21 protein-coding genes are annotated in these 22,825 nt (G+C 65.3%); 14 read left to right on the plus strand and 7 right to left on the minus strand.

The features are described from left to right. Window positions 1-19: 19 nt before the first annotated feature. The 4 genes from P8T11_RS18465 (at window position 20) to P8T11_RS18480 (ending at window position 4,938) form a co-directional block, all read left to right on the plus strand. Window positions 20-1,084, plus strand: coding sequence for a branched-chain amino acid ABC transporter permease (locus tag P8T11_RS18465; protein ID WP_268080621.1), 1,065 nt, complete (start codon window positions 20-22; stop codon window positions 1,082-1,084). Window positions 1,085-1,331: 247 nt separating this feature from the next. Then, window positions 1,332-2,672: an ABC transporter substrate-binding protein gene (locus P8T11_RS18470; protein ID WP_268080620.1), complete on the plus strand. Its 1,341-nt coding sequence runs from the start codon at window positions 1,332-1,334 to the stop codon at window positions 2,670-2,672. 60 nt (window positions 2,673-2,732) lie between these two features. Continuing rightward, entirely contained in the window at window positions 2,733-3,587 is an 855-nt protein-coding gene (locus P8T11_RS18475; protein ID WP_268080619.1) for an ABC transporter ATP-binding protein, read from the plus strand. An 82-nt stretch (window positions 3,588-3,669) separates the two neighbouring features. Next, window positions 3,670-4,938 carry a phenylacetate--CoA ligase family protein gene (locus P8T11_RS18480; RefSeq protein ID WP_268080618.1) on the plus strand — a complete coding sequence of 423 codons (1,269 nt, stop codon included), beginning with the start codon at window positions 3,670-3,672 and terminating at the stop codon, window positions 4,936-4,938. Window positions 4,939-5,011: 73 nt separating this feature from the next. On the opposite strand, the gene P8T11_RS18485 is transcribed toward P8T11_RS18480, so the two are convergent. The 3 genes from P8T11_RS18485 to P8T11_RS18495 are packed head-to-tail and all read right to left on the minus strand — an operon-like array spanning window position 5,012 to window position 6,196. Next, window positions 5,012-5,431: a YeeE/YedE family protein gene (locus P8T11_RS18485; protein WP_268080617.1), complete on the minus strand. Its 420-nt coding sequence runs from the start codon at window positions 5,429-5,431 to the stop codon at window positions 5,012-5,014. A 1-nt stretch (window position 5,432) separates the two neighbouring features. Continuing rightward, complete coding sequence (locus tag P8T11_RS18490; RefSeq protein ID WP_268080616.1) at window positions 5,433-5,864, minus strand: YeeE/YedE family protein; 432 nt, start codon at window positions 5,862-5,864, stop codon at window positions 5,433-5,435. After that, window positions 5,861-6,196 carry an ArsR/SmtB family transcription factor gene (locus P8T11_RS18495; protein WP_268080615.1) on the minus strand — a complete coding sequence of 112 codons (336 nt, stop codon included), beginning with the start codon at window positions 6,194-6,196 and terminating at the stop codon, window positions 5,861-5,863. Before P8T11_RS18495 ends, P8T11_RS18490 begins: the two co-directional genes overlap by 4 nt. Window positions 6,197-6,295: 99 nt before the next feature. Between P8T11_RS18495 and P8T11_RS18500 the strand changes: the two genes are divergently transcribed. From P8T11_RS18500 to P8T11_RS18515, 4 genes are all read left to right on the plus strand, one after another. Next, window positions 6,296-7,150: an MBL fold metallo-hydrolase gene (locus P8T11_RS18500; RefSeq protein ID WP_268080614.1), complete on the plus strand. Its 855-nt coding sequence runs from the start codon at window positions 6,296-6,298 to the stop codon at window positions 7,148-7,150. 93 nt (window positions 7,151-7,243) lie between these two features. Continuing rightward, window positions 7,244-8,710: a polyphosphate:AMP phosphotransferase gene (pap, locus tag P8T11_RS18505; RefSeq protein ID WP_268080613.1), complete on the plus strand. Its 1,467-nt coding sequence runs from the start codon at window positions 7,244-7,246 to the stop codon at window positions 8,708-8,710. Between the two features lie 28 nt (window positions 8,711-8,738). Beyond that, window positions 8,739-9,188 carry a GNAT family N-acetyltransferase gene (locus P8T11_RS18510; protein WP_268080612.1) on the plus strand — a complete coding sequence of 150 codons (450 nt, stop codon included), beginning with the start codon at window positions 8,739-8,741 and terminating at the stop codon, window positions 9,186-9,188. Then, window positions 9,185-9,649, plus strand: coding sequence for an HIT family protein (locus P8T11_RS18515; protein ID WP_268080611.1), 465 nt, complete (start codon window positions 9,185-9,187; stop codon window positions 9,647-9,649). The genes P8T11_RS18510 and P8T11_RS18515 overlap by 4 nt, the downstream gene beginning before the upstream one ends. Before the next feature lie 69 nt (window positions 9,650-9,718). On the opposite strand, the gene P8T11_RS18520 is transcribed toward P8T11_RS18515, so the two are convergent. Continuing rightward, window positions 9,719-10,873 carry a glycosyltransferase gene (locus P8T11_RS18520; RefSeq protein WP_268080610.1) on the minus strand — a complete coding sequence of 385 codons (1,155 nt, stop codon included), beginning with the start codon at window positions 10,871-10,873 and terminating at the stop codon, window positions 9,719-9,721. Continuing rightward, complete coding sequence (locus P8T11_RS18525; RefSeq protein ID WP_268080609.1) at window positions 10,870-11,247, minus strand: hydrogenase; 378 nt, start codon at window positions 11,245-11,247, stop codon at window positions 10,870-10,872. The genes P8T11_RS18520 and P8T11_RS18525 overlap by 4 nt, the downstream gene beginning before the upstream one ends. Window positions 11,248-11,637: 390 nt before the next feature. Here P8T11_RS18525 and nhaA point away from each other — a divergent pair, with 390 nt between their 5' ends. From nhaA to P8T11_RS18545, 4 genes are all read left to right on the plus strand, one after another. Further along, window positions 11,638-12,867 (plus strand): Na+/H+ antiporter NhaA, encoded by a 1,230-nt coding sequence (gene nhaA, locus P8T11_RS18530; protein WP_268080608.1) that lies wholly within the window; start codon window positions 11,638-11,640, stop codon window positions 12,865-12,867. A 38-nt stretch (window positions 12,868-12,905) separates the two neighbouring features. Next, complete coding sequence (locus P8T11_RS18535) at window positions 12,906-13,667, plus strand: uracil-DNA glycosylase (RefSeq protein ID WP_268080607.1); 762 nt, start codon at window positions 12,906-12,908, stop codon at window positions 13,665-13,667. A gap of 278 nt (window positions 13,668-13,945) precedes the next feature. Further along, window positions 13,946-15,739 carry a DEAD/DEAH box helicase gene (locus P8T11_RS18540; protein WP_268080606.1) on the plus strand — a complete coding sequence of 598 codons (1,794 nt, stop codon included), beginning with the start codon at window positions 13,946-13,948 and terminating at the stop codon, window positions 15,737-15,739. Between the two features lie 126 nt (window positions 15,740-15,865). Next, window positions 15,866-17,053 carry a class I SAM-dependent methyltransferase gene (locus tag P8T11_RS18545; RefSeq protein ID WP_268082329.1) on the plus strand — a complete coding sequence of 396 codons (1,188 nt, stop codon included), beginning with the start codon at window positions 15,866-15,868 and terminating at the stop codon, window positions 17,051-17,053. A 9-nt stretch (window positions 17,054-17,062) separates the two neighbouring features. Here the strand turns inward: P8T11_RS18545 and P8T11_RS18550 are convergent, their stop codons facing one another. Together P8T11_RS18550 and P8T11_RS18555 are read right to left on the minus strand one after the other, a co-directional pair. After that, on the minus strand, window positions 17,063-18,214 hold the full coding sequence (locus tag P8T11_RS18550; protein WP_268080605.1) for a CCA tRNA nucleotidyltransferase: 1,152 nt from the start codon (window positions 18,212-18,214) through the stop codon (window positions 17,063-17,065). Then, the gene (locus P8T11_RS18555) at window positions 18,211-20,349 is read right to left on the minus strand and encodes a lytic transglycosylase domain-containing protein (protein ID WP_268080604.1); all 2,139 of its coding nucleotides are present in this window, start codon (window positions 20,347-20,349) and stop codon (window positions 18,211-18,213) included. The genes P8T11_RS18550 and P8T11_RS18555 overlap by 4 nt, the downstream gene beginning before the upstream one ends. Window positions 20,350-20,499: 150 nt before the next feature. Between P8T11_RS18555 and P8T11_RS18560 the strand changes: the two genes are divergently transcribed. Both P8T11_RS18560 and P8T11_RS18565 read left to right on the plus strand, forming a co-directional pair. Further along, complete coding sequence (locus P8T11_RS18560; RefSeq protein ID WP_268080603.1) at window positions 20,500-21,174, plus strand: 5-formyltetrahydrofolate cyclo-ligase; 675 nt, start codon at window positions 20,500-20,502, stop codon at window positions 21,172-21,174. Window positions 21,175-21,393: 219 nt separating this feature from the next. Beyond that, window positions 21,394-22,824, plus strand: a complete 1,431-nt coding sequence (locus P8T11_RS18565) for a circularly permuted type 2 ATP-grasp protein (RefSeq protein WP_268080602.1) — start codon at window positions 21,394-21,396, stop codon at window positions 22,822-22,824. Window position 22,825: the final 1 nt, after the last annotated feature.

A 22,825-nucleotide genomic window follows, 5' to 3' on the forward strand; every position in this document is an offset into this window, starting at 1 on the left:
GGCCCTCTAGGATAAAAACATGTTCTATCGTGAAAACGGCCAGTTCAAAACCAGCTACCGGGCGGATCAGCAGATTTTCCCGATCCGCCAGGACCGCATCTTCATCTGGCTGCTGCTGGCGGTGGCGTTCATTGCCGTACCGGCGCTGTCCTCCGACTACCTGCTGCGCGCCATCCTGATTCCGTTCCTGATCCTGTCGCTGGCGGCGGTGGGCTTGAACATCCTGGTTGGCTATTGCGGCCAGATCTCGCTGGGCACTGGCGCCTTCATGGCGGTGGGCGCGTATGCGGCCTGGAACTTCGGGGTGCGCTTTCCGGGCATGCCGCTGCTGTTCCAGATTCTGCTGGGCGGGTGCTTCGCCACCCTGGTTGGCGTGATCTTCGGCATCCCCAGCCTGCGCATCCGGGGTCTGTATCTGGCGGTGGCCACGCTGGCGGCGCAGTTCTTCGTGGACTGGGCTTTCCTGCGCATTCCCTTCTTCACCAACTATTCGTCCTCGGGCAGCGTCTCGGTGCCGCCACTTACGGCCTTTGGCCTGCCGGTGCAGTCCGCGTTGGAAAAGTATCTGTTCGTGCTGATCCTGGTGGTGGTCTTCAGCCTGCTGGCCAAGAACCTGGTGCGCGGTGCGATCGGCCGCCAGTGGATGGCCATTCGCGACATGGACGTGGCGGCATCGGTCATCGGCATCCGGCCCATGTACGCCAAGCTGACGGCGTTCGCGGTCAGCTCGTTCATCGTGGGCGTGGCGGGCGCGCTGTGGGGCTACATCCACCTGGGTTCCTGGGAACCGCTGGCCTTTGACCTGACCCGTTCGTTCCAGTTGCTGTTCATGGTCATCATCGGCGGGCTGGGTTCGATCATCGGCAGCTTCTTCGGCGCGGCCTTCATCGTGCTGGTGCCGGTGGCGCTGTCGAACATTCCGCACGCAATCGGCCTGCCGCTGTCAGTGGACACCGCCGCGCACATCGAACACATGGTGTTCGGCGCGCTGATCGTGTTCTTCCTGATTGCAGAACCGCACGGGCTGGCGCGTTTGTGGAGCATCGGAAAGGAAAAGCTGCGCATCTGGCCGTTCCCGCACTGAAAGAGTTGACCCACCCCCGAAGCGCCGTTGGCGCTTCCCCCTCAAGGGGGCCCGGCTGGGGACCGGCAAAGCCGGATCCGCCGCGGGCCCACTCAGAGGCACTGAAGCAACACGAGACAAGAGCTTATTGATCAACGGCTGTCAGGGCGGCACAAGCGCCACGGCAACCATCCTGAATACCCGGCTCAAGACCGGGCCAATCCCGGTGTCCCAGGGTTTACTGACCCAAGCACCACGCAGGAGGTAAATGGAGATGAAGCGTCTTAACCTGAAGTTGGCGGCGGCATTGGTAGCCGCAGCCGGCGCCGTCGGCGCCGTGGCCACGCCGGCAATGGCGGCCGAAGAGCAGTTCGTTCCGTTGCTGGTGTATCGCACCGGGTCGTTCGCGCCGCTAGGCATTCCCTGGGCCGATGGCAAGCTGGACTACCTGAAGCTGGTCAACGAGCGCGATGGCGGCGTCAACGGCGTCAAGATCACGTACGAAGAATGTGAAACGTCCTACGCCACCGACCGCGGCGTGGAATGCTATGAACGCCTGAAGGGCAAGGGCACCGGGGCTTCGGGCTTCGACACCCAGTCCACCGGCATCACGTTCGCGGTCAGCGACAAGGCCATCCAGGACAAGGTGCCCGTCGAAACGATGGGCTATGGCCTGTCGCAATCGGTGGATGGCAGCGTGTTCCAGTGGAACTTCCCGCTGCTGGGCACGTACTGGACCGCCGCTGACGTGATGATCCAGGACATCGCCAAGAAAGAAGGCGGCATGGACAAGCTCAAGGGCAAGAAGATCGCCCTGGTCTACCACGACTCGCCGTACGGCAAGGAACCGATTCCGCTGCTGCAAAAGCGCGCCGCCAAGGAAGGCTTCGAGCTGGTGCTGTATCCGGTCACCGCCCCCGGCGTCGAGCAGAAATCCACCTGGCTGCAAATCCGCCAGGCACGCCCGAACTACGTGCTGCTGTGGAGCGCCGGCATCATGACACCGACCGCCATCCGCGAAGCACAGGCCAGCGGCTACCCGCGCGACAAGATGTACGCCATCTGGTGGGCCGGCTCCGAAGGCGACGTGAAAGACCTGGGCGATGTCGCCAAGGGCTACAACGCCATCACCGTGCACAACAGCGGCGCCGATACCGACAAGGTCTACGACGACCTGAAGAAGTACGTCTATGACAAGGGCGAAGGCGCGGACAAGACGGCCAAGAACACCCTGAACACCATCGCCCACACGCGCGGCATGATGATTTCCATGTTGCAAGTCGAGGCGATCCGCGCGGCGCAAGAAAAGTACGGCAAGGGCAAGGCCATGACGCCCGAGCAAGTGCGCTGGGGCTTCGAAAACCTGAACCTGACGCAAGAGAAACTGGACAAGCTGGGCTTTGGCCAGATCATGCGTCCCGTCAAGACCTCGTGCGGCAACCACATGGGTGATGACTGGGCTCGCATCGTGCAGTGGGACGGCGCCAAGTTCAAGGTGGTGTCCGACTGGTATCAGTCCGACAAGGCCATCCTGGATCCGATGGTCAAGGAAGCCGCGGCCAAGTACGCCAAGGAAAAGAACATCACGCCCCGCACTTGCGAGAACTGATGTGAACCGGCGGCCGGCGCCCTGGCGGGCGTCGGCCGCCACCACGCCGCAGGAATCGTCATGACCGCTGCAACACACGCTGCAAACACCGCCGTCACTCCCAACGCCGTCCCTAACGTGCTGCTGGACGTGAACGGCATCGAGGTGATCTACAACCACGTGATCCTGGTGCTCAAGGGCGTGTCCCTGCAAGTGCCTGAGGGCAAGATCGTGGCCTTGCTGGGCGCCAACGGCGCGGGCAAGACCACGACGCTGCGCGCTGTTTCGAACCTGCTCAAGGGCGAACGCGGCGACGTCACCAAGGGCCATATCCAATACCGTGGCCAGCGCATCGAGCGGCTGTCGCCCTCGGAACTGGTCAAGCGCGGCGTCGTGCAGGTGATGGAAGGCCGGCACTGCTTTGCCCACCTGACCATTGAAGAAAACCTGCTGACCGGCGCCTACACGCGCAACATGAACCGCGCCGACACCGCCGCGGCGCTGGAACGTGTGTACCAGTATTTCCCGCGCCTGAAGCAGCGCCGCACCAGCCAGTCCGGCTACACCTCGGGCGGCGAACAACAGATGACCGCCATCGGCCGCGCGCTGATGGCCAACCCCAGCATGATCCTGCTTGACGAGCCCTCTATGGGGCTGGCGCCGCAGATCGTGGAAGAAATCTTTGAAATCGTGCGCGACCTGAACCAGCGCGAAGGCGTGAGCTTCCTGCTGGCGGAGCAGAACACCAACATTGCACTGCGCTATGCCGACTACGGCTACATCCTGGAGAACGGACGCGTGATGATGGACGGCGCCGCGCAGGACCTGGCCCAAAACGAGGACGTGAAAGAGTTCTACCTGGGTATTTCCAGTGGCGAACGCAAGAGCTTTCGCGAAAACAAGTTCTATCGCCGCCGCAAACGCTGGTTGGCCTGACCCCTGGAACAGCAGCGCCGGCACACACGGCGGCGCCGCTTGCAACGACACCGCAGTACGGCACACGAGAGGGTGCGATCCCATGTCCGAGTTTTTCGATGTCCTGGAAACCCGAGCGCCCGAGCAACGCGAGCGCGAGCTGATGGCCGCCTTGCCCGCCGCGATTACCCGGGCGATGGCCCGCGCGCCGGCTATCGCCGAGCAGCTGCGCGGCGTCGACCCCGCCACCATCACATCCCGCGAAGCGCTGGCCCGACTGCCGGTCTTGCGCAAGCATGAATTGCTGGAACGCCAGCAGCACAGCCGCGACGACGCCGCCGCCCCCACCGGCCCCGGCAAGACCTTCGGCGGCTTTTCCGCCATCGGCTGGGGCGAGGCGATGCGCGTCTTCGCCTCGCCCGGCCCCATCTATGAACCGGAAAGCGCGCGCGCTGACTACTGGCGTTTTGCGCGCGCCCTGTACGCCGCGGGCTTTCGCGCCGGCGAACTGGCCTACAACTGCTTTTCGTATCACTTCACCCCGGCCGGCTCCATGATGGAAACGGCGGCGCACGCCGTGGGCTGCACGGTGTTTCCGGGCGGCACCGGCCAGACCGAACAGCAGGTGCGCGCCATTCAGGACCTGGCGCCCAGCGGCTATACGGGCACGCCCAGCTTCCTGAAGATCATCCTGGAAAAGTCGGACGAACTGGGCGTGAAGCTGGATTCCTTGCAGCGTGCATTGGTATCGGGCGAAGCCTTTCCGCCGTCGCTGCGCGACTGGCTGGCGGCGCGCGGCATCGAGGGCTATCAGGCCTATGGCAGCGCCGACCTGGGCATGATCGCGTTCGAAACGCCGGCCCGCCAAGGGCTGGTGCTGGGCGAAGACATCATCGTGGAGATCGTGCGCCCCGGCACTGGCGAACCCGTGCCCGACGGCGAGGTCGGTGAAGTCGTCGTGACCACCTTGAACCCGGACTACCCGCTGGTGCGCTTCGGCACGGGCGACCTGTCGGCGGTCATGCCCGGCATTTCGCCTTGCGGGCGCACCAACACCCGTATCAAAGGTTGGATGGGCCGGGCGGATCAGACGACCAAGGTGCGCGGCATGTTCGTGCATCCGTCGCAGGTGGCGGACGTGGCGCGCCGCCACCCGGAAATCTTGCGGGCGCGGCTCGTCATCAGTGGCAGCACCGGGTCGGACCGCATGGTGCTGAAAGTGGAATCGCGCGTGCGCGGCGAAGACCTGGCCAAGCGCATCGCGGACTCGGTGCGCGACGTGACCAAGTTGCGCGCGGACGTTGAATGGGTGGACGCAGACGGCCTGCCCAACGACGGCAAAGTCATCGACGACGTACGTACCTACGAATAGAAGCAGCGCAGCCGTTTAACCAGCAATAGCAACAACGGCGCAGCCGTTCTGCAAGCCGGCGGGCCAACTCGGCCTACCGGCTTCTTAACGCTTCAAGCGCGGCATAGATCGCCATGCCGGCCAGCATGGCGGCCACGAAGATCAGCGCCTGCGGCACGCCCGCCGCCGCGGCCACCAACGCCGGCCCCGGGCAGAAACCCGCCAGGCCCCAGCCCGCCCCGAACGCCAGGCTGCCCAATGCCAGGCGCAGGTCGATGCGGGTAGCGGTAGGCCAGCGCAGCGGCTCACCCGTCAGGCTGGCGCGACGGCGGCGCAACACGGCAAAGCCCGCGGCCGTGATCAACACCGCGCCCCCCATGACAAATGCCAGGGACGGATCCCACTGGCCCGCCAGGTCCAGAAAGCCCAGCACCTTGGCCGGGTTGGCCATGCCGGACACGATCAGGCCCAGGCCGAAGACCAAGCCCGATACGAACGCGATCAGTGCAGTCATGTCATGCCCCCATCAGATGCCGCGTGGCATAGACCATGGCAAAGCCCGCCGCCATGAAGAGCGCGGTGGCGGCCAGCGAGCGCGGCGATCCGCGCGACAGCCCGCAAACCCCATGGCCGCTGGTGCAGCCCGATGCGTAGCGCGTGCCGATGCCCACCAGCAGGCCCGCCACAATCAGGCGCGGCGTGCCGGCCTCGACCACGATGGCGGGCAGCGCAGTGGCCAAGGTGTATAGCCACGGCGCGGCGCACAACCCCACCAGGAACGCCAAGCGCCACGCCCCATCGCGCTGGGGCGGCAGCAGCCCGCCCAAAATGCCGCTGATACCGGCAACACGGCCCGCCCCCGCCATCAACAGCACGGCGGCGGCGCCGATCAGCAGGCCACCAATCGTGGCCGTGACAGGGGTGAAGGAAGACCAGTCCAGGTTCATGTGAGTGACGCCATGGCGCGGCCGCAGTACAAACTGGAGAGCGTTTTCATGACCTGGCTGACTTCGAAGCTGGCCATCTGGTAGTAGACGTACTTGCCCTCGCGGCGCGTCGACACCAGGCCTTCATCGCGCAATACGCCCAGTTGCTGGGACAAGGTCGGCTGGCGAATGCCGGTCAACGATTCCAGTTCACCCACATTGCGTTCGTTCTGCACCAACTGGCACAGCAGCAGCAAACGATCTTCGTTGGCCAGCGCTTTCAACAGCGTGCAGGCCTGGGCGGCGGATTCTCGCAAGGCGGCGAGTTCGCATTCAGTCAGGGAGGCGTTCATGGCGGGCAGTCTGGCGTGAAAAATAAGTGATCATTATATTTACAGATAAACTATTCAGCAATATTATTTAAATACATATATTGATATTCGCGGGCCGCCATGAATCCACATATCCAAGCATTCTTCGACTCCGTCACCGCTACCGTTACCTACGTGGTGCATGACGGTAGCGCCTGCGCCATCATCGATTCCGTTCTGGACTACGACCCGAAGTCCGGTCGCAGCAGCACCGCCAGCGCGGACCGGGTGGTGGACTACGTGCGTGAAAGCGGGCTGGAAACGCAATGGCTGCTGGAAACCCATGCCCACGCCGATCACCTGTCCGCCGCGCCTTACCTGCAGCGCAAGCTGGGCGGCGTCATCGCCATTGGGCAAAGCATCCGCACCGTGCAGGGGGTGTTCAAGCAGATCTTCAATCTGGAGCCCGAGTTCCAGCTTGACGGCTCGCAGTTCGGCCGCCTGTTCGCCGACGGCGAAACCTTCCAGATCGGCAAGCTTGAGGCCACCGCCATCCATGTGCCGGGCCACACGCCGGCCGACATGGCTTACCTGATCGGCGACGCCGCCTTTGTGGGCGACACGATGTTCATGCCCGATGTGGGCACCGCGCGCTGCGATTTCCCGGGCGGCAATGCGCACGAGCTTTATCGTTCGATCCAGCGCCTGCTGAGCCTGCCGGGCGACACCCGGCTCTTCATGTGCCACGACTATCCGCCTAACGGGCGCGACGCCAGTTGGCAGACATCGGTGGCCGAGCAACGCAACGCCAATATCCATGTGCGCAGCGGCGTCAGCGAAGACGAGTTCGTCGCCATGCGTACGCGGCGCGACGCCACCTTGTCCATGCCGACGCTGATTCTTCCCGCGATCCAGGTGAACATCCGCGCGGGCCATTTTCCGCCGCCCGAAGACAACGGCGTGCGCTACCTGAAGATTCCGGTCGACAGCCTGTAGGTTCCGCGCCGCGCTTGCCTGGCGCTGCGGACTTGCGCGGCGCGGGCGAATCCCTCAAGATCGGCCGTCCCACAGCCGACCAGACGGATCCTCATGTTCGCAGAAGCCGAAGCCGACCCCAGCCTGTCCAAGGACGAGTTCAAACCCCTGGAGGCGCGGCTGCGTGTCGCCCTGCTCAATGCGCAGTACCAGCGCCTGGAAAAGGCGGACAAGACGCTGCTGATCGTGGTGGCGGGCATCGACGGCGCCGGCAAAGGCGCCACGATCAATCTGCTGAACGAATGGATGGACCCGCGTCACATCAAGACCCTGGCGTATGGCCCGCCCGAAGGCGAAGAGCTGGAGCGTCCGCCGTTCTGGCGCTATTGGAAAGACCTGCCGCCCAAGGGCAGCACCGGCATCGTGTTCGGGTCCTGGTACGCGCCGCTGGTGATCGAGGCGGCCCGCAAGAAACCCAACCAGGAATATATCGACGCGCATGCCGCCGCCATCCGGCGCTTTGAAGCCATGCTGGCCATGGAGGGCGTGCAGGTCGTCAAGCTGTGGTTCCACCTGTCGGCCGATGCCCAGCATGAACGCGCGCAGCGCCTGCTGGCCAGCCCCGAAACCTCGTGGCAGGTCAGCCCCGTGGACCTGAAAGTTCATAAGAAATACGACCGCATCCGCAACGCTGGCCAGGTGGTGCTGAACCACACGGACAGCGGACATGCGCCCTGGGTCGTCATCCCCAGCGCCGACGAAAACATGCGTTCGGCGCGCACGGCCGAAGCCGTGCTGGCAGCAATGCGCCAGCGCGGCGTGCCGCGCATCCCGCAATCGTTCCTGGCGCATTCCCGCCCCGCCCGCATCGTCGACCGCCTGGGCAAGCTGGATTACGAGGCCAAGATCGACAAGGACGACTACGAATCCGAGCTCGGCCTGTTGCAAGGCAGGCTGGCGCGCGCGGCAAGGTCCCGGAAATTCCAGGATCGCTCGCTGGTGCTGGTCTTTGAAGGCCAGGACGCCGCCGGCAAGGGTGGCGCCATCCGGCGCGTGACGCACGCGCTGGACGCCCGCCAATTTGACATCACACCCGTCTCTGCGCCCAGCAGCTACGAGCTGTCGCGCCCCTACCTGTGGCGCTTCTGGCGTCACCTGCCGCGCCACGGCCGCATCGCCATCTTTGACCGGTCCTGGTATGGCCGCGTGCTGGTCGAGCGTGTGGAAAAGCTGACCGCGCCCGCGCAGTGGCGCCGCGCCTACGGCGAGATCAACGACTTCGAGGAACAACTGGCGGCAAGCGGCGCGATCGTGCTGAAGTTCTGGCTGGCGGTCACGGCCGACGTGCAGCTAGAACGCTTCAAGGAACGCGAGAAGTCGCCCTTCAAGAATTTCAAGATCACGCCGGACGACTGGCGCAACCGTGAAAAATGGAAGGATTACGCAGCCGCCGCCAACGAGATGCTGGCGCGCACGGACATCGGCCATGCCCCCTGGCAGCTGGTGTCGGCCAACGACAAGCGGTACGCTCGCGTGCAAGTGCTGCGACACATCGTCCAAGCCATGGAAGACCAACTCTGAATCCGAAACCGCCAGGAGAACCCGCGCAATGAGCACCCTTGAAATCCGCCCTGTCGTAGCCGCCGACTTCGACGTCTGGCTGCCGTTGTGGAAGGGCTACCAGGAGTTCTACCGCGTCAACATCGATGACGCCGTAACCCGCACCACCTGGGCACGCCTGCTGGATCCCGCCGAGCCCATGCATGCCGCGCTGGCCTACAGTGGCGGTCGCGCCATCGGCATGGTGCACTGGATTTTTCATCGGTCCACCTGGACGGCGGGCGACTACTGCTATCTGCAAGACCTGTACGTGGACGCGGACGTGCGCGGCACCGGCGCGGGCCGCGCGTTGATCGAACACGTCTATGCCCAAGCCGCTGCCGCGAATGCCTCGCGGGTGTACTGGCTTACCCACGAAACCAACGCCAACGCGATGCAGTTGTATGACCGCATTGCCGACCGTTCCGGCTTCATCCAATACCGCAAGGCGATGGCATGAGCGCTCGCGACCCGAACTGTCCGCTATGCCTGGAAGATGGCGGCTCGCTACTGTGGCGCGGGCCGCACCTGCGCGTCATTGAGGTCAACGACGCGGACTACCCGGGCTTCACCCGCGTGATCTGGAACGGCCATCTGGCTGAAATGACGAGCCTGTCCACGCATGGCCGCGACCTGCTCATGCGCGCGGTGTATGCCGTGGAAGAGGCGCAGCAGGCGGTGCTGGCGCCCGACAAGATCAATCTGGCGTCGTTAGGCAACATGGTGCCCCACTTGCACTGGCATGTGATTCCGCGGTGGCGCGGCGACCGCCACTTTCCGGACCCGATCTGGGCCGCCCCGCGTATCGCCGCCGGCGCGGAGCCCCCGGAATGGACCGATCGGCAGGCGCGCACGCAGGCCCTGCTGCCGCGCTACCGCAATCGCGTGGTCGAAAGCATGAACGCGCTACTCATGCATTGAGTGTCGGGCCGGGCGCCGGGCCTCGGCATGGGGTTCTGCCCGTTCTGCCAGTTCTGCCCATTGCGCCGATCACGCCATGCGCCGAAGGCGTCCCCGTTCAGCCAGCCACGACGTATAGGCCTGTTCGACCTGGCCCGCAATGCGCTCGGCGGAAAACAAGCCTTCGCCACGTATGCGTTCCTGGCCCGCGTCGCCCATCTGACGCCGCAAGCCTGGGTCATCCAGCAGCGACGCCAGCGCCGCCGCCAACGCGGCGGGATCGCGCGGCGGCACCAGCAAGCCGGTCACGCCGGCTTGCATGGTTTCAGGCACGCCGCCCACGTCGGTGCCGATGACGGGCAGGCCCATCGCCGCAGCCTCAATGAATACAGTGCCCAAGGCCTCGCGGTGCGTCGCCAGCGCGAAAACGTCGAACGCCATCAACACATTGCCGATGTCGTGGCGCCGACCGGTGAAATGCACCCGCTGCGCGAGTCCCAGCGCCGCCACCTTGGCCTGCAGTTGCTCGAAGAGAGGCATGCCGTCGCCCACCAGGACCAGGTGCGCGGTCGGAAAACGGGTGGAAATCTGCGCGAATGCGTCGATCAGGTCGCCATGCCCCTTTTCGGCACGCAAGACCGCCACGCAACCCACGACCAAGGAGTCTGGAGGCAAACCCAGTTCCTGCCGCAAACATGCGTCTTCATGCACCTGCGGCAGCACCACGGGCGAATGGATGGTGGCGACGGATTCCGGCCGCGCGCCGCCGTCCAGCAGTTGCTTGCGCACGTACCGGCTGACGGCAATGACCCGATGCGCCAACCAGGTATAGGCATAAAGCGAATTGATGGGCTTGGCCAGATGCCGCGTCCGCACGATCAGCGGCGTACCCGCAAGGCGAGCCCCCAGCGCCGCCAGCACGGTGTCGCGGCGGCTGTGCGTGTTGACGACGTCAAAGCGCTCGCGCCGCAACAAGCTGCGCACGAACGCCACGCCGCGCAGGAAATTGCCCGGACCATCCATCACGATGCGGTGCACCGTGAACCCCGCCTGGCTCAGCCGGTCGCCCAGTTCCGCGCCGGGTTGGCACACCAGTTCCAGATGGTGGCCACGCTCGCGCATCGCAACCATCTCCTTGTAGATGCAGAATTCCTGCCCACCGAACGAGGTGGCAGCCTCCGTATGCAGGATGCGCAAACGGGCACCACCGTTGTCGGTCGGCGAATCAAAGACGGGAGGAGTCATCGGAGCTGGGGATTTCCGGACGAGCGGGGAGTATTCCATGCACGGTCGCGGGCCAACAGGTAGGCTTCCAGATAGGCCACGTCTTCCCGCTCAAGCGCCGCTGCGCCATGTGTGCGGCAGTCAACGGCGCACTCGGACGCCGCCAGCCGTTGGCCAGTCCACACCTGGATTCGGCCAGTGCACGACAAATCAAAGTGGGCACCCTCGCGCCGCCAGGTCAACAGGCGCATGCTGGGCGTCAGGCGCAACACTTCGTATGTGCCATGCGGCGTGGGGACGGCCGGCGGAGTCAGCGCGCTACCGATGTCCACCAGGCGACGGGTCCGGGAATCGGCTGGCTGGTACATCAACACGGAAAGAGGATCAAGAGGCATGGGGAGGCTAGCGAAGGTTGCCAGCCGGCTGATGCTAGCCAGAAACTGAGCAAGATGTTCAAGAAAAATCTGATTCTAGAAATTAATTGACATGTCTATTACAGACAGACGCACCGCGGGTCGGAATTTAGTTGAAATCCGTGATGCAGTCATCCGTAGCGCCCGCATGGAAGGGCCCCAAAGCGTGCCGTCCATTCGCAAGCGACGCTTACGCTCGCCCCTTGCATTTATCCAGAAATTCCTGAGAAAGGATGGAATTTCGCCGACGTTGGCATACAGTTGCTCCGCTTTTTACAAGGTGGCACCGCCGTGCGTCCGCCAGCCTGAGAGGCTATTCAGGTAAAATTCAGCACAATTTCCGATGTTAACAAATCACACAAAGGACTCCCATTGACCCAGCAGGCCACGCCCCATCGTCCCGTTTCCTTTCTCCAGGCGTTCCTGCGTTCCGAAGCGATGGGCGGGTACGTGCTCATGGCCGCCGCGCTGGTTGCCCTGATCATCGCCAACAGCCCGGCTGCCCCTGCTTACTTCGATGTACTGGGGACCAAGCTGGGCTTCGAAGCCGGCCCCGTCGTACTCAAGGAAACGGTGCTGCATTGGATCAACGACGGCCTGATGGCTGTGTTCTTCCTGCTGGTGGGCCTGGAGATCAAGCGTGAAGTAATGGACGGCCAACTGCGTGGCGTCGGCCGCATCGTGCTGCCGGGCGTGGCGGCTGTAGGCGGCATGATGGTGCCCGCGCTGATCTACGTACTGATCAATCTGGGCAGCCCCGAGACCCTGCGCGGCTGGGCCATTCCGGCCGCGACCGACATCGCGTTCGCGCTCGGCATCCTGGCGCTGCTGGGTAGCCGCGTACCCACGTCGCTGAAGATCTTCCTGACCGCGCTCGCCATCCTGGATGACTTGGGCGCCATCATCATCATCGCCTTGTTCTATACATCGGAATTGCAAGTGTTCGCGCTGGGCATGGCGGGCGCGTTGCTGGCCTGCCTGTTCTGCCTGAACCGCGCCGGCGTGCTGCGCCTGACGCCTTACCTGCTGATCGGCGCCGTGCTCTGGTATTTCGTGCTGAAGTCCGGCGTGCACGCCACGCTGGCCGGCGTGGCGCTGGCCCTGACCATCCCGCTGCGGCCCCGCAACCAGGGCAAGCCCGAAGCCCATTCCCCCCTGCACGACCTTGAGCACGCCCTGCACAAGCCCGTCGCGCTGCTGATCGTGCCGATCTTCGGGTTCGCCAATGCGGGCGTGTCGTTCGCGGGCATGGGGCTGTCCAGCTTGGCGCAACCGGTGCCCATGGGCGTCGCGCTGGGCCTGTTCCTGGGCAAGCAGTTGGGGGTGTTCGGCTTCGCCTGGCTGGCTATCAAGAGCGGCATCGCCAGCCTGCCGCGCCATGCAACGATGAAGCAGGTGTACGGCGTGTCGATGCTTTGCGGCATTGGTTTCACCATGAGCCTCTTCATTGGCGCCCTGGCCTTCACCGACGCCGCCACCGTCGACGCCACCAAGATCGGCGTGCTGACCGGCTCATTGCTTTCCGCCGTGCTGGGCTTCCTGCTGCTGCGCATGAGCGGTGCACCGGCGGCGGATGGTGCCTCCAGCGAGGCCGCGCGTTAAACCCCGAGGCGGGTGGGCGCTATGCCAAAATCGCGCCCATGCCGATTGATAACCGCCTGACTCCCAACGCCCTTGCCGCCCAGACGGCTGAACTTCCCGCCGCCTGGGCTGCGGCTTTCGCGCCACGCGCCGTGGCCGATGCCTTGGCCTCGGCCACCGCGCACGTGGAAAAGCGTCTTGCCGACGGGGCGGTCGTGTACCCCGCCACGCCGTTTCGCGCGCTGCACGGCCTGGCGCCATCGGATGTGCGCGTGGTGATCCTGGGACAAGACCCCTACCATGGCCCCGGCCAGGCACAAGGGCTTGCGTTCTCGGTGCCCGATGACTGCAAGCGCCCGCCCAGCCTGCGCAACATCTTCAACGAAATCGCGCAGGAATACCCGGGCACCGCTCTCCCCGCCGGCAACGACCTCAGCCCCTGGGCCGAGCAGGGAGTGCTGCTCTTGAACACCTGCCTGACAGTGGAAGACGGCCAGCCCGCCTCGCACGCCAAGCGCGGCTGGGAAATGGTGACTGATGCCCTGATCGCGCTGGTTGCACGCGACCCCGCGCCCAAGGTCTTCATGCTGTGGGGCGCCCACGCACAAGCCAAGCGCTTGTTGCTGCCGGACAACAATGGCCACCTGGTGTTGATGGCCAACCATCCCTCGCCGCTGTCCGCCCGCCGGCCACCCATCCCTTTCCTGGGCTGTGGGCACTTCCAGATGACCAACGCATGGCTGGTGAACCAAGGGAAAAACCCTATTGATTGGGGGCTGGACAAAAAAGTAATTCCCTTGCAAGGCGAAATCAGGTTATGATCGCCGCACTGCACAAAACGAGTTCGGCATTTACCGCTTTGATTTAGCGGCATTTTTTGCAGTCCGCCGGGCAACCTAGCCCGGGCCCCATGCCGAACTATCATCGATTCCTGACCTCCTTTCCTTTCGCCCTGCGTTCCAATCTGTACAAGAGAACGCGCCACGCGCACGGTTGATTCGGTCGGCACGATGCTCCATCAACCGTCGCCTGGATCCGGCCGCCTAATCCCCTGGCCCGACCAAGCACTGCGTCGCATCGTCTGCGGCAAGGGAAAGTAATGTCTTTCGAAACTCTGGGTCTTGCACCCGCTCTGTTGTCGGCCGTTCAAGAAGCTGGCTTCAATACCCCCACCTCGGTCCAAGCTGCCGCCATTCCGCAAGCGCTGGCTGGCCACGACCTGATGGTTTCCTCGCAAACGGGCAGCGGCAAGACCGCCGCCTTCATGCTGCCGGCCCTGCACCGTATTGCCCAGATGCCCGCCAACAAGGGCGTCGGCGTGCAAGTGCTGGTGCTGACCCCGACCCGCGAACTGGCCCTGCAAGTCACCGAAGCCACGGCCACCTACGGCCGCAAGCTGGCTGACCTGCGCACCGCCACCGTGGTGGGCGGCATGCCCTACGGCGCCCAATTGAAGGCCCTGTCGCGTCGCGTTGACGTGCTGGTCGCTACCCCCGGCCGCCTGATCGATCACCTGCAATCGGGCCGCGTCAAGCTGAACACCGTGCACACGCTGGTGCTGGACGAAGCCGACCGCATGCTGGACATGGGCTTCATTGAAGACATTGAAACCATCGTCAGCCGCCTGCCGGAAGATCGCCAGACGCTGCTGTTCTCGGCCACGCTGGACGGCACGATCGCCAAGCTGGCCGCCAAGATGATGCGCGACCCGCAGCGTATCGAGATGGCTGGCGCCAAGGAAAAGCACACCAACATCACGCAAAGCCTGCTGTACGCGGACGATGCCAGCCACAAGATGCAATTGCTGGACCACGTGCTGCGCGACGCCAAGCTGGATCAAGCCATTGTCTTCACGTCCACCAAGCGTGGCGCTGACGACCTGGCCGATCGCCTGGCCGATCAAGGCTTTGCCGCCGCCGCCCTGCACGGCGACATGAACCAGCGCCAGCGCACCCGTACGCTGTCGCAACTGCAACGCGGCCAACTGCGTATCCTGGTTGCCACCGACGTCGCCGCCCGCGGCATCGACGTGCAAGGCATCAGCCACGCCGTCAACTTCGACCTGCCGATGCAAGCCGAAGACTACGTGCACCGTATCGGCCGTACCGGCCGCGCCGGTCGCAGCGGCCTGGCGTTCACGCTGGCCACGCACTCCGAGCGCCACAAGGTGCGCCGTATCGAGCACTACATTGGCCAAACGATTACGCCGGAAACCATCGCCGGCCTGGAACCCAAGCGCACGCCGCGTCCGTCGGCTGGCGGCAGCGGCGCCCCGCGTGGCGGCAAGCCGTTCGGCAAGCGTCCTGGCGGTTTCGGTGGTTCGCGCCATGAAGGCGGCTACCAAGGCAACCGCGAAGGCCGTTCGTTTGGCGGCCCGCGTGAAGGCGGCGCTCCTCGTGGCGAATTCAAGCCGCGTGAAGGTGGTTACCAAGGCAACCGTGACAGCGCCCCGCGCGAAGGCGGCTATCAAGGCAATCGCCCCTTTGGCGACCGCCCGGCCCGTTCGTTCAGCGATCGTCCCAGCTTCGGTGATCGTCCCCAACGCGAAGGCGGCTACCAGGGCAATCGCCCGTTCGGCGACCGTCCCCCGCGTGAAGGCGGCTTCCGTGGTGGTGACCGTGATGCCCGCCCGAGCTTCGGTGGCGACCGTCCCAGCTTTGGCGACCGCCCCCAGCGCGACGCCCGCCCGTTCAGCGAACGCGCTCCCCGTGAAGGCGGTTTCCGCGGCGCTGACCGTGACGCCCGCCCCAGCTTCGGCGATCGTCCCCCGCGTGAAGGCGGCTTCCGTGGCGGCGACCGTCCGGAAGGCGGCTTCCGCGCCAAGCCCTCGTTTGACAAGCGCCCCGGCGGCCCCGCCAAGCGCTTCGCCAAGCCGGCTGATCGCCGCGGCTAAATCGCCCGCTTGATCCCCACCAAACCCCGCGCCTGTCGCGGGGTTTGTTTTTGGGGCGCCTTACAACGCGCAGCGTCGCCGTTCTTTTTTTGGGAAAATGCACCCATGACCACGCCTTCCTCGACCATGCAACGCCCCGCGCCCGCCAACCTTCCCCCGCTATCTCCCGCCGCCCAGGCGCATAGCGACGCCACCGCCGCGCACTTGCGCAAGACGATCAGCGCCAACGGTGGCTGGTTGCCGTTCGACCATTGGATGGCCGAGGCGCTGTATGCGCCCGGGCTGGGCTACTACGCGGCCGGCAATGTGAAGCTGGCCGATGCGGATGACGGCGCCAAGACGCCCGCCGGCGATTTCGTCACCGCGCCGCAACTGACGCCGCTGTTCGCCCGCACCATCGCCCGCCAGGCGGCGCAGGTGCTGCGCCAGACCCAAACGCAGGCGGTGCTGGAATTTGGCGCGGGCACGGGCGCACTGGCCGAAGGCGTGCTGCGCGAGCTGGACGCGCTGGGGCTGGACCAGACGCAATACCTGATCCTGGAAGTCTCGGCCGACCTGCGCGCGCGTCAGGCCGAAAGACTGGCCTCGTTCGGCAGCCGCGTGCAATGGCTGGATTCGCTACCCAACACCTTTGCGGGCTGCGTGCTGGCCAACGAGGTGCTGGACGCCATGCCCGTTTCCCTGTTTTGCTGGGGTGAGGACGGCGCCGTGCTGGAGCGTGGCGTCGCGTTGGATGCGCAGCAGGGCTTTGTCTGGAGCGATCGGCCCGCGCCGGCCGCGCTGGCGCAGGCCGTGGCGGCGCGCATGCCGGCGTTGCCCGGCTACGTGTCCGAGATCAATCTGCAGGGCGAAGCCTGGATCGCCGCCATGGGCAGTTGGCTGGAACGCGGCGCGGCGCTGCTGGTGGATTACGGCTTTCCGCGCAGCGAGTACTACCATCCGCAACGCGCCGGCGGCACGCTGATGTGCCATTTGCGCCATCACGCGCATGGGGATCCCTTCACCGCGCCGGGGTTGCAGGACATCACCGCGCACGTGGATTTCACGGCCATGGCGGATGCGGCGCTCGAGGCCAATTTGCAGGTGTTGGGTTACACATCCCAGGCGCGCTTTCTGATGAACGCCGGGCTGATGGATCTGCTGGAGCAACTGGACCCGTCCGATGCGCAGCAATACGCACAAGCGGTGGCGCCGGTGCAAAAGCTGCTGTCCGAAGCCGAAATGGGCGAACTCTTCAAGGTGCTGGCGGTGGGGCGAGGCATGACGGAACCGCTGGCCGGGTTCTCGCGCGGCGACCGCCTGGGCAAGCTGTAGCCGCCGGCCTCAGCCCGCGCGCAGCCGGTCCAGCCGCGCGCGCCGGACGCTGTCCTTGATGCGGGCCGGGTCACCGGCGCAGGCCTTGGCGATGGCCCCGGCATCCACGCCGCGCACGGCGTCCACCCGCGACTGCCAGCCGGCCATGTCCACCGGCCGCAAGATCGACGCCGTCTTCAACAGGTCAAAAAACCGTTCGGGCTTGCGCAGCGCATCGGCACGCTCCATCAGCGCCAACTGCGCTTCGGTGGCGTCGCCTTGGTGCGTGTCTTGGTGCGTGCCTTGGTGCGTGCCCGTAGTGCAATCCACCGCATCCAGACCCGACAACACCTCCGGCAGCAGGCGCGCGTAGTCATTGCATTCTGTGGGGACGCGCATGCGCCGGCCCAGCGCCTCGCGCTCCGGCGTCAGCCGGCAAAGCAGCGCGTAGCGCCCCGCCAGCGACAAGCCCTGCTCTGCCGCGCGGTCCACATCGGCGCCAGCCTCCTTGACCCCTTGCAGTTCGGGCATCACGCGAGCCAGCGCGCCGGAATCCTGCAGCACGTCCAGCATGCGCGAAGGCTTCTTCGCCATCAGGCCGCGCGACAGTTCCTTCCAGACGCGCTCGGCCACCAGCGCATCGGCCTCGCCTTGCTGGACCATGCGCTGGCACAACGCCAGGGTTTCCGGCGCCACGGTGAAATCATCGAAGCGTGCCGCGAAACGGCCCAGGCGCAGGATGCGCACGGGATCTTCCTGGAAGGCCTCTCCCACGTGGCGAAACACGCGGGCGCGCACATCGGCCGCGCCGTCCAGCGGGTCAACCAATTCGCCGTCTTGCGTCTGGGCGATGGCGTTGACGGTCAGGTCGCGGCGGCGCAGGTCTTCTTCCAGCGTCACGTCGGCGCCGGTATAGAAGGTAAAGCCCTTATAGCCCCGGCCGGACTTGCGCTCTGTGCGCGCCAGCGCGTATTCCTCTTTGGTGCGCGGGTGCAGGAACACGGGAAAATCACCGCCAACCGGAATGAAGCCACGGCGCACCATGTCTTCGGGGGTCGCGCCCACCACGACCCAGTCGTGGTCGCCGGGCGGAAAACCCAGCAGCGCGTCACGCACCGCACCGCCCACGATATACACCTGCAAGCCTTCGATGGCCGGGTCGTGCTTCGGGTCCTGCGTCATCGGGCCGCGGTGCTCTCGGCGCCCAGCGGCGTGATGCTGCCCAGGCGTTCTTTCAAGGACTGCGGCTGACCGGTGAACATCGCCGCGTAGTACACCGAATTCGACATCACGTTCTTCACGTAGGTGCGGGTTTCGTTGAACGGAATGGTTTCGGCGAAGATGGCGCCTTCAATGGGATGCGAGAAGGTCGCGCGCCAGTTCTGCGGACGCCGCGGGCCCGCGTTGTAGCCGGCGCTGGCCATCATCTGCGACCCATCCAGGTCGCGCAGCACCATGTTCAGGTAGTTGGTGCCCAGTTCGGTGTTGGTGTCGAAATCGTTCACGCTGGACGGCGTGAAATCCGTCATGCCGATCTTGCCCGCCACCCACTTGGCCGTGGCCGGCATCAGCTGCATCAGGCCAGACGCGCCCACGTGCGAACGCGCGTCCATGATGAAGCGCGATTCCTGGCGGATCAGGCCATAGACCCAGGCCGGGTCCAATGCGATGGCGTTGGCCTTGGCGGTGACGCGGCCTTCAAATGGCGCGATGAAGCGCTGCGAAAAATCGAACTCTTTTTCCGTGCGGTCGGACGTGTTGACCACGCGGTCGTAGATGTTCTCGGCGCGGGCCAGCTCGGCGGCGGCCATCAGTTGGCGGTCGTTCATGCCGCGCAGCGTGAAATTCCATTCAGGCACCGCTTCGCCGCGCCAGCCCAGGCGGAACAGTTGCACGGCCCGTTGCAGCCCGGGGTTGGCGCGCGCTTCGGCGATTTCGCTGTCGGTGATGGGCGCCGGGCGCGGCGGCACATTGATGCGCCGACCCAACTCTTCGGAAGACAATTGGCCGTAGAAATCAAAGCGGTCGGCAATGCTGGCGTACAGGGTGTTGGCCTCGTCCTTGCGGCCGGTGGCGGCCAGGCCGCGCGCCTTCCAGTACACCCACGACGGATCGTCGCGCTGCGACGCCGGCATGTCGTCGATGGAGGCAATGACCCACTTCCAATCAATCTTCGGCTGGCGCAACGCAGCGCGCACCTTCCAGCCTGCGTTGTATTCCGTCATGCGGATGTGACCGGCCTCGTGGTACCAGTCGTCGGCGCGGCTATCCATCCGCAGCGCGGCGATCAGCGCGTATTGCCCACGCACCCAGGCCAGATTCGGCTTGGACATGGACTTGGCCCATTCACGGCGCAGGTAGGAATCAGCCACCCCGACGTCCGATCGCGCCAGCCGGGCCAACGCGATGGTCACGAGTTCTTTCTCGTTGCGGCCCACCGGCATGCGGTCTTGCCGGGTCAGCCACTTCATCGGGTCCTTCATGAGGACGTCGTAGGTTTTCAGATCGCGTGGCTCGAACATGTACTGCGCGAGCTTGCGCGCGTTGGACGTTTTGTCGTCCTCGATAGCGTCGCGCAACTGCGGTTCCAGCTGTTGCCAGCCCAACACGCCGTCCGCCACCAGTTGGTCGTACAGCGCCCAGCACGCGCTGCCCGGCACGAACACGGACATCGCCTGCTCGGCGGTGGCGCGCTGGCCGGTCATGTGCTTGGCGTCCAGAATGGCGCATTCGATCTGGCTATTGCTGTTCTTCACAGGCGCCAGCTTGCGCACGGTGTCGAAGTCGCCGCTGCGGGCGGCGGCCAGCAGCCAGTCGCCACGCAAGCGGTCAGCCAGATAGGCGTCGCCGTTGCTGCTGATGAAGCGCTGCAGGTCGGCGGTGGGCCGGGCGCTGGCGGGCACGGTCCAGAGCTGGTAACGCAGCAACCAGTATTCGGGGTACATGCCCAGCGTGTCGGACTTGGCCTGCGGCACCAAGGCGCCCAGGATGGACCATTGCTTGCGGCTCATGGCGGCGCGCGCGGCGACCACGGCGGCCAGGGCGGGCGTATCGGCGGTGGGCGGCAGGCCGGCCAGCACGGCGGGCGGCACGGCAATGACGGGTTGGGCGGAGTGGGGGGTTTGGGCGGCGGTTGGGGCTTGCGCGCTGATGGCGGCGTTGCGCTGCTGCGCATCAACCGGCGCACAGGCGGCAGTGAAAAGCGCCAGCAGGGGCAGCCAGCGTCTCAGGCCCGCGCGCGGGATCGGTGCAAACACGCCTTGCGGGGATTTCCGGCGAGTTTTCTGATACCGTCCAGAGTGCTGCGCTTGTGTCATGCCGCGTCCCTCATTTACTGGCATACCAAGGCCTTGCCGCACGCCTGTATGCACATCCGCATGCTGCCTTGCACGCTCGATTCCAGCAGCTTCGCCTTCGTTTTTGCCTTCGTCTTCGCCTTCATTGTCCACCCCCATTACAGCCACTGCATGACTACGCAAAATACTCCAGAGGATACCGCAGTCCAGCACCGTACGCGATTGCGGAAACTGCGTGCCGAGATGCCCGAAGACCAGCGCAGCCGAGGTGGTTTGCTTATGCGAGCGCGGCTGTTCACCTGGCTGAACGTGGCCCGCGACGAGGCCCTGCGCGCGGGCCGCAAGGCGCCCGCCACCGTGGCCGCCTTCTGGCCCCTGGACGGTGAACCCGACCTGCGCCCGCTGCTCACGCAATGGGTGGAAAACGGCGTGGCCGTGGCGCTGCCCGTGGTGCGCGCGCGCAATGCCCCGCTGGCCTTCCTGCCCTGGACGCCCGATGCCGAGCTTCGCGCCGGCCCTTACGGCATCCAGGAGCCCGTGGCCGGCCCCGACGTGCTGCCGGACGTGGTCCTGGTGCCCACGCTGGGTTACACGGAACACGGCGACCGCCTGGGTTATGGCGCGGGCTACTACGACCGCACGCTGGCCGCCTTGCGCGACCGCGGCCACCCCTTCATCACCATCGGCATCGCCTGGAGCTGCGGCGAGCTGGATGCCGACTATCAGGCCGCCCCGCACGACTTTCCGCTGGACGCCGTGCTGACCCAGGACGGCTGGGTGCCAGAGGCGCCGCTTTCGCAAGCAACCACGGGCGGCACCACCCTGCACACGTTCCGCATGAACTGACGCACCAGAACCGCCCGGCGGCGCGCACCAAAGCGGTGCCATCAACCGCCCTGGGGATGGTGTTTCAGCGCGCTTGAGAGGATATTTCCCCAAAGGCGTGTCCCCAAAAGCTGGCACGCAGGTTGCTTATTAGTTTGTGACCGGCCGAGCATTGGCCGGGTTGACCGCGTGCAAGCCGGCCACCCACAAGCCGGCAGCAAGCACCGCATTGGAGGAGCCATGAAGGACAGAACATCCCGTCCCGCCGCTTATGACGAAATGCGCGAAGGCGCAGGCGGCATCCGCTCCCAGTACCAGGCGTTCGAACGCTGGCATGAAGAGCAATCGGCTGAAGCCATGGCCGTGCGCCGCCTGGAAGCCGACCTGAGCTTTCGCCGGGTCGGCATTACTTTTTCGGTAGCGGGCGACGCCGCCGGCACCGAGCGCCTGATCCCGTTCGACCTAATTCCCCGCATCATTCCCGCCGACGAATGGCGTCACCTGGAAGCCGGCCTGAAGCAGCGCGTGCGCGCGCTGAACATGTTCATCCACGACATCTATCACGGCCACGACATCGTGCGCGCGGGCATCGTGCCGGCCGAACAGGTCTTTCTGAACGCCCAGTACCGCCCTGAAATGCAGGACGTGGATGTGGCTGAGGACATCTACTGCCACATCGCCGGCGTGGACATCGTGCGGGCCGGCGCGGGCGAGTTCTATGTGCTGGAAGACAACCTGCGCGTGCCGTCGGGTGTGTCCTACATGCTTGAAAACCGCAAGATGTCGATGCGCCTGATGCCCGACGCCTTCAGCCGCATCAAGGTCGAACCCGTGGCGCACTATCCCGACCTGCTGCTGGACAACCTGCGCGAAGTGGCCCCACATGGCGGCGACGACCCCACCGTGGTGGTGTTGACGCCCGGCATGTACAACTCGGCCTACTTCGAACACGCTTTCCTGGCGCAGCAGATGGGCGTGGAACTGGTCGAAGGGCAAGACCTGTTCGTGGAACAGAACACCGTCTACATGCGCACCACGCAAGGCCCGCGCAAGGTGGACGTTATCTACCGGCGCCTGGACGACGACTTTCTAGACCCGCTGTCGTTTCGCGCCGACTCGGCCCTGGGCGTGCCCGGACTGCTGTCGGTCTACCGCGCCGGCCGCGTCACGCTGGCCAACGCCATCGGCACCGGCATCGCCGACGACAAGTCCACCTATCTGTACGTGCCCGACATGATTCGGTTCTATCTCAGCGAAGAACCCATCCTGTCCAACGTGCCGACCTGGCGCTGCGGCCGTCCCAGCGAGCTTTCCCACGTGCTGGCCAACATGCACGAACTGGTGGTGAAGGAAGTGCACGGCGCCGGCGGCTACGGCATGCTGGTGGGCCCGTCCGCCAGCCATGCCGAGATCGACGCCTTCAAGGACCGCGTGCGCGCCAACCCCGGCAACTACATCGCGCAGCCCACGCTGGCGCTGTCCACCGTGCCCACCTACGTGGAATCCGGCGTGGCGCCGCGCCACGTGGATCTGCGCCCCTACGTGCTGTGCGGCAAAGACATCCGCACCGTGCCCGGCGGCCTGTGCCGTGTGGCGCTGACCGAAGGCTCGCTGGTGGTCAACAGCAGCCAGGGCGGCGGCACCAAAGACACCTGGGTTCTGGAGGACTGAA

The organism is Achromobacter spanius, from assembly GCF_029637605.1.
Taxonomy (GTDB): domain Bacteria; phylum Pseudomonadota; class Gammaproteobacteria; order Burkholderiales; family Burkholderiaceae_B; genus Achromobacter; species Achromobacter spanius_E.

Excerpts from the sequence above, each read along its gene's own strand:
- P8T11_RS18465 (WP_268080621.1), top strand. The coding sequence starts at position 20 with ATGTTCTATCGTGAAAACGGCCAGTTCAAAACCAGCTACCGGGCGGAT.
- P8T11_RS18470 (WP_268080620.1), top strand. The coding sequence starts at position 1,332 with ATGGAGATGAAGCGTCTTAACCTGAAGTTGGCGGCGGCATTGGTAGCC.
- P8T11_RS18475 (WP_268080619.1), top strand. The coding sequence starts at position 2,733 with ATGACCGCTGCAACACACGCTGCAAACACCGCCGTCACTCCCAACGCC.
- P8T11_RS18480 (WP_268080618.1), top strand. The coding sequence starts at position 3,670 with ATGTCCGAGTTTTTCGATGTCCTGGAAACCCGAGCGCCCGAGCAACGC.
- P8T11_RS18485 (WP_268080617.1), bottom strand. The coding sequence starts at position 5,431 with ATGACTGCACTGATCGCGTTCGTATCGGGCTTGGTCTTCGGCCTGGGC.
- P8T11_RS18490 (WP_268080616.1), bottom strand. The coding sequence starts at position 5,864 with ATGAACCTGGACTGGTCTTCCTTCACCCCTGTCACGGCCACGATTGGT.
- P8T11_RS18495 (WP_268080615.1), bottom strand. The coding sequence starts at position 6,196 with ATGAACGCCTCCCTGACTGAATGCGAACTCGCCGCCTTGCGAGAATCC.
- P8T11_RS18500 (WP_268080614.1), top strand. The coding sequence starts at position 6,296 with ATGAATCCACATATCCAAGCATTCTTCGACTCCGTCACCGCTACCGTT.
- pap (WP_268080613.1), top strand. The coding sequence starts at position 7,244 with ATGTTCGCAGAAGCCGAAGCCGACCCCAGCCTGTCCAAGGACGAGTTC.
- P8T11_RS18510 (WP_268080612.1), top strand. The coding sequence starts at position 8,739 with ATGAGCACCCTTGAAATCCGCCCTGTCGTAGCCGCCGACTTCGACGTC.
- P8T11_RS18515 (WP_268080611.1), top strand. The coding sequence starts at position 9,185 with ATGAGCGCTCGCGACCCGAACTGTCCGCTATGCCTGGAAGATGGCGGC.
- P8T11_RS18520 (WP_268080610.1), bottom strand. The coding sequence starts at position 10,873 with ATGACTCCTCCCGTCTTTGATTCGCCGACCGACAACGGTGGTGCCCGT.
- P8T11_RS18525 (WP_268080609.1), bottom strand. The coding sequence starts at position 11,247 with ATGCCTCTTGATCCTCTTTCCGTGTTGATGTACCAGCCAGCCGATTCC.
- P8T11_RS18535 (WP_268080607.1), top strand. The coding sequence starts at position 12,906 with ATGCCGATTGATAACCGCCTGACTCCCAACGCCCTTGCCGCCCAGACG.
- P8T11_RS18540 (WP_268080606.1), top strand. The coding sequence starts at position 13,946 with ATGTCTTTCGAAACTCTGGGTCTTGCACCCGCTCTGTTGTCGGCCGTT.
- P8T11_RS18545 (WP_268082329.1), top strand. The coding sequence starts at position 15,866 with ATGCAACGCCCCGCGCCCGCCAACCTTCCCCCGCTATCTCCCGCCGCC.
- P8T11_RS18550 (WP_268080605.1), bottom strand. The coding sequence starts at position 18,214 with ATGACGCAGGACCCGAAGCACGACCCGGCCATCGAAGGCTTGCAGGTG.
- P8T11_RS18555 (WP_268080604.1), bottom strand. The coding sequence starts at position 20,349 with ATGACACAAGCGCAGCACTCTGGACGGTATCAGAAAACTCGCCGGAAA.
- P8T11_RS18560 (WP_268080603.1), top strand. The coding sequence starts at position 20,500 with ATGACTACGCAAAATACTCCAGAGGATACCGCAGTCCAGCACCGTACG.
- P8T11_RS18565 (WP_268080602.1), top strand. The coding sequence starts at position 21,394 with ATGAAGGACAGAACATCCCGTCCCGCCGCTTATGACGAAATGCGCGAA.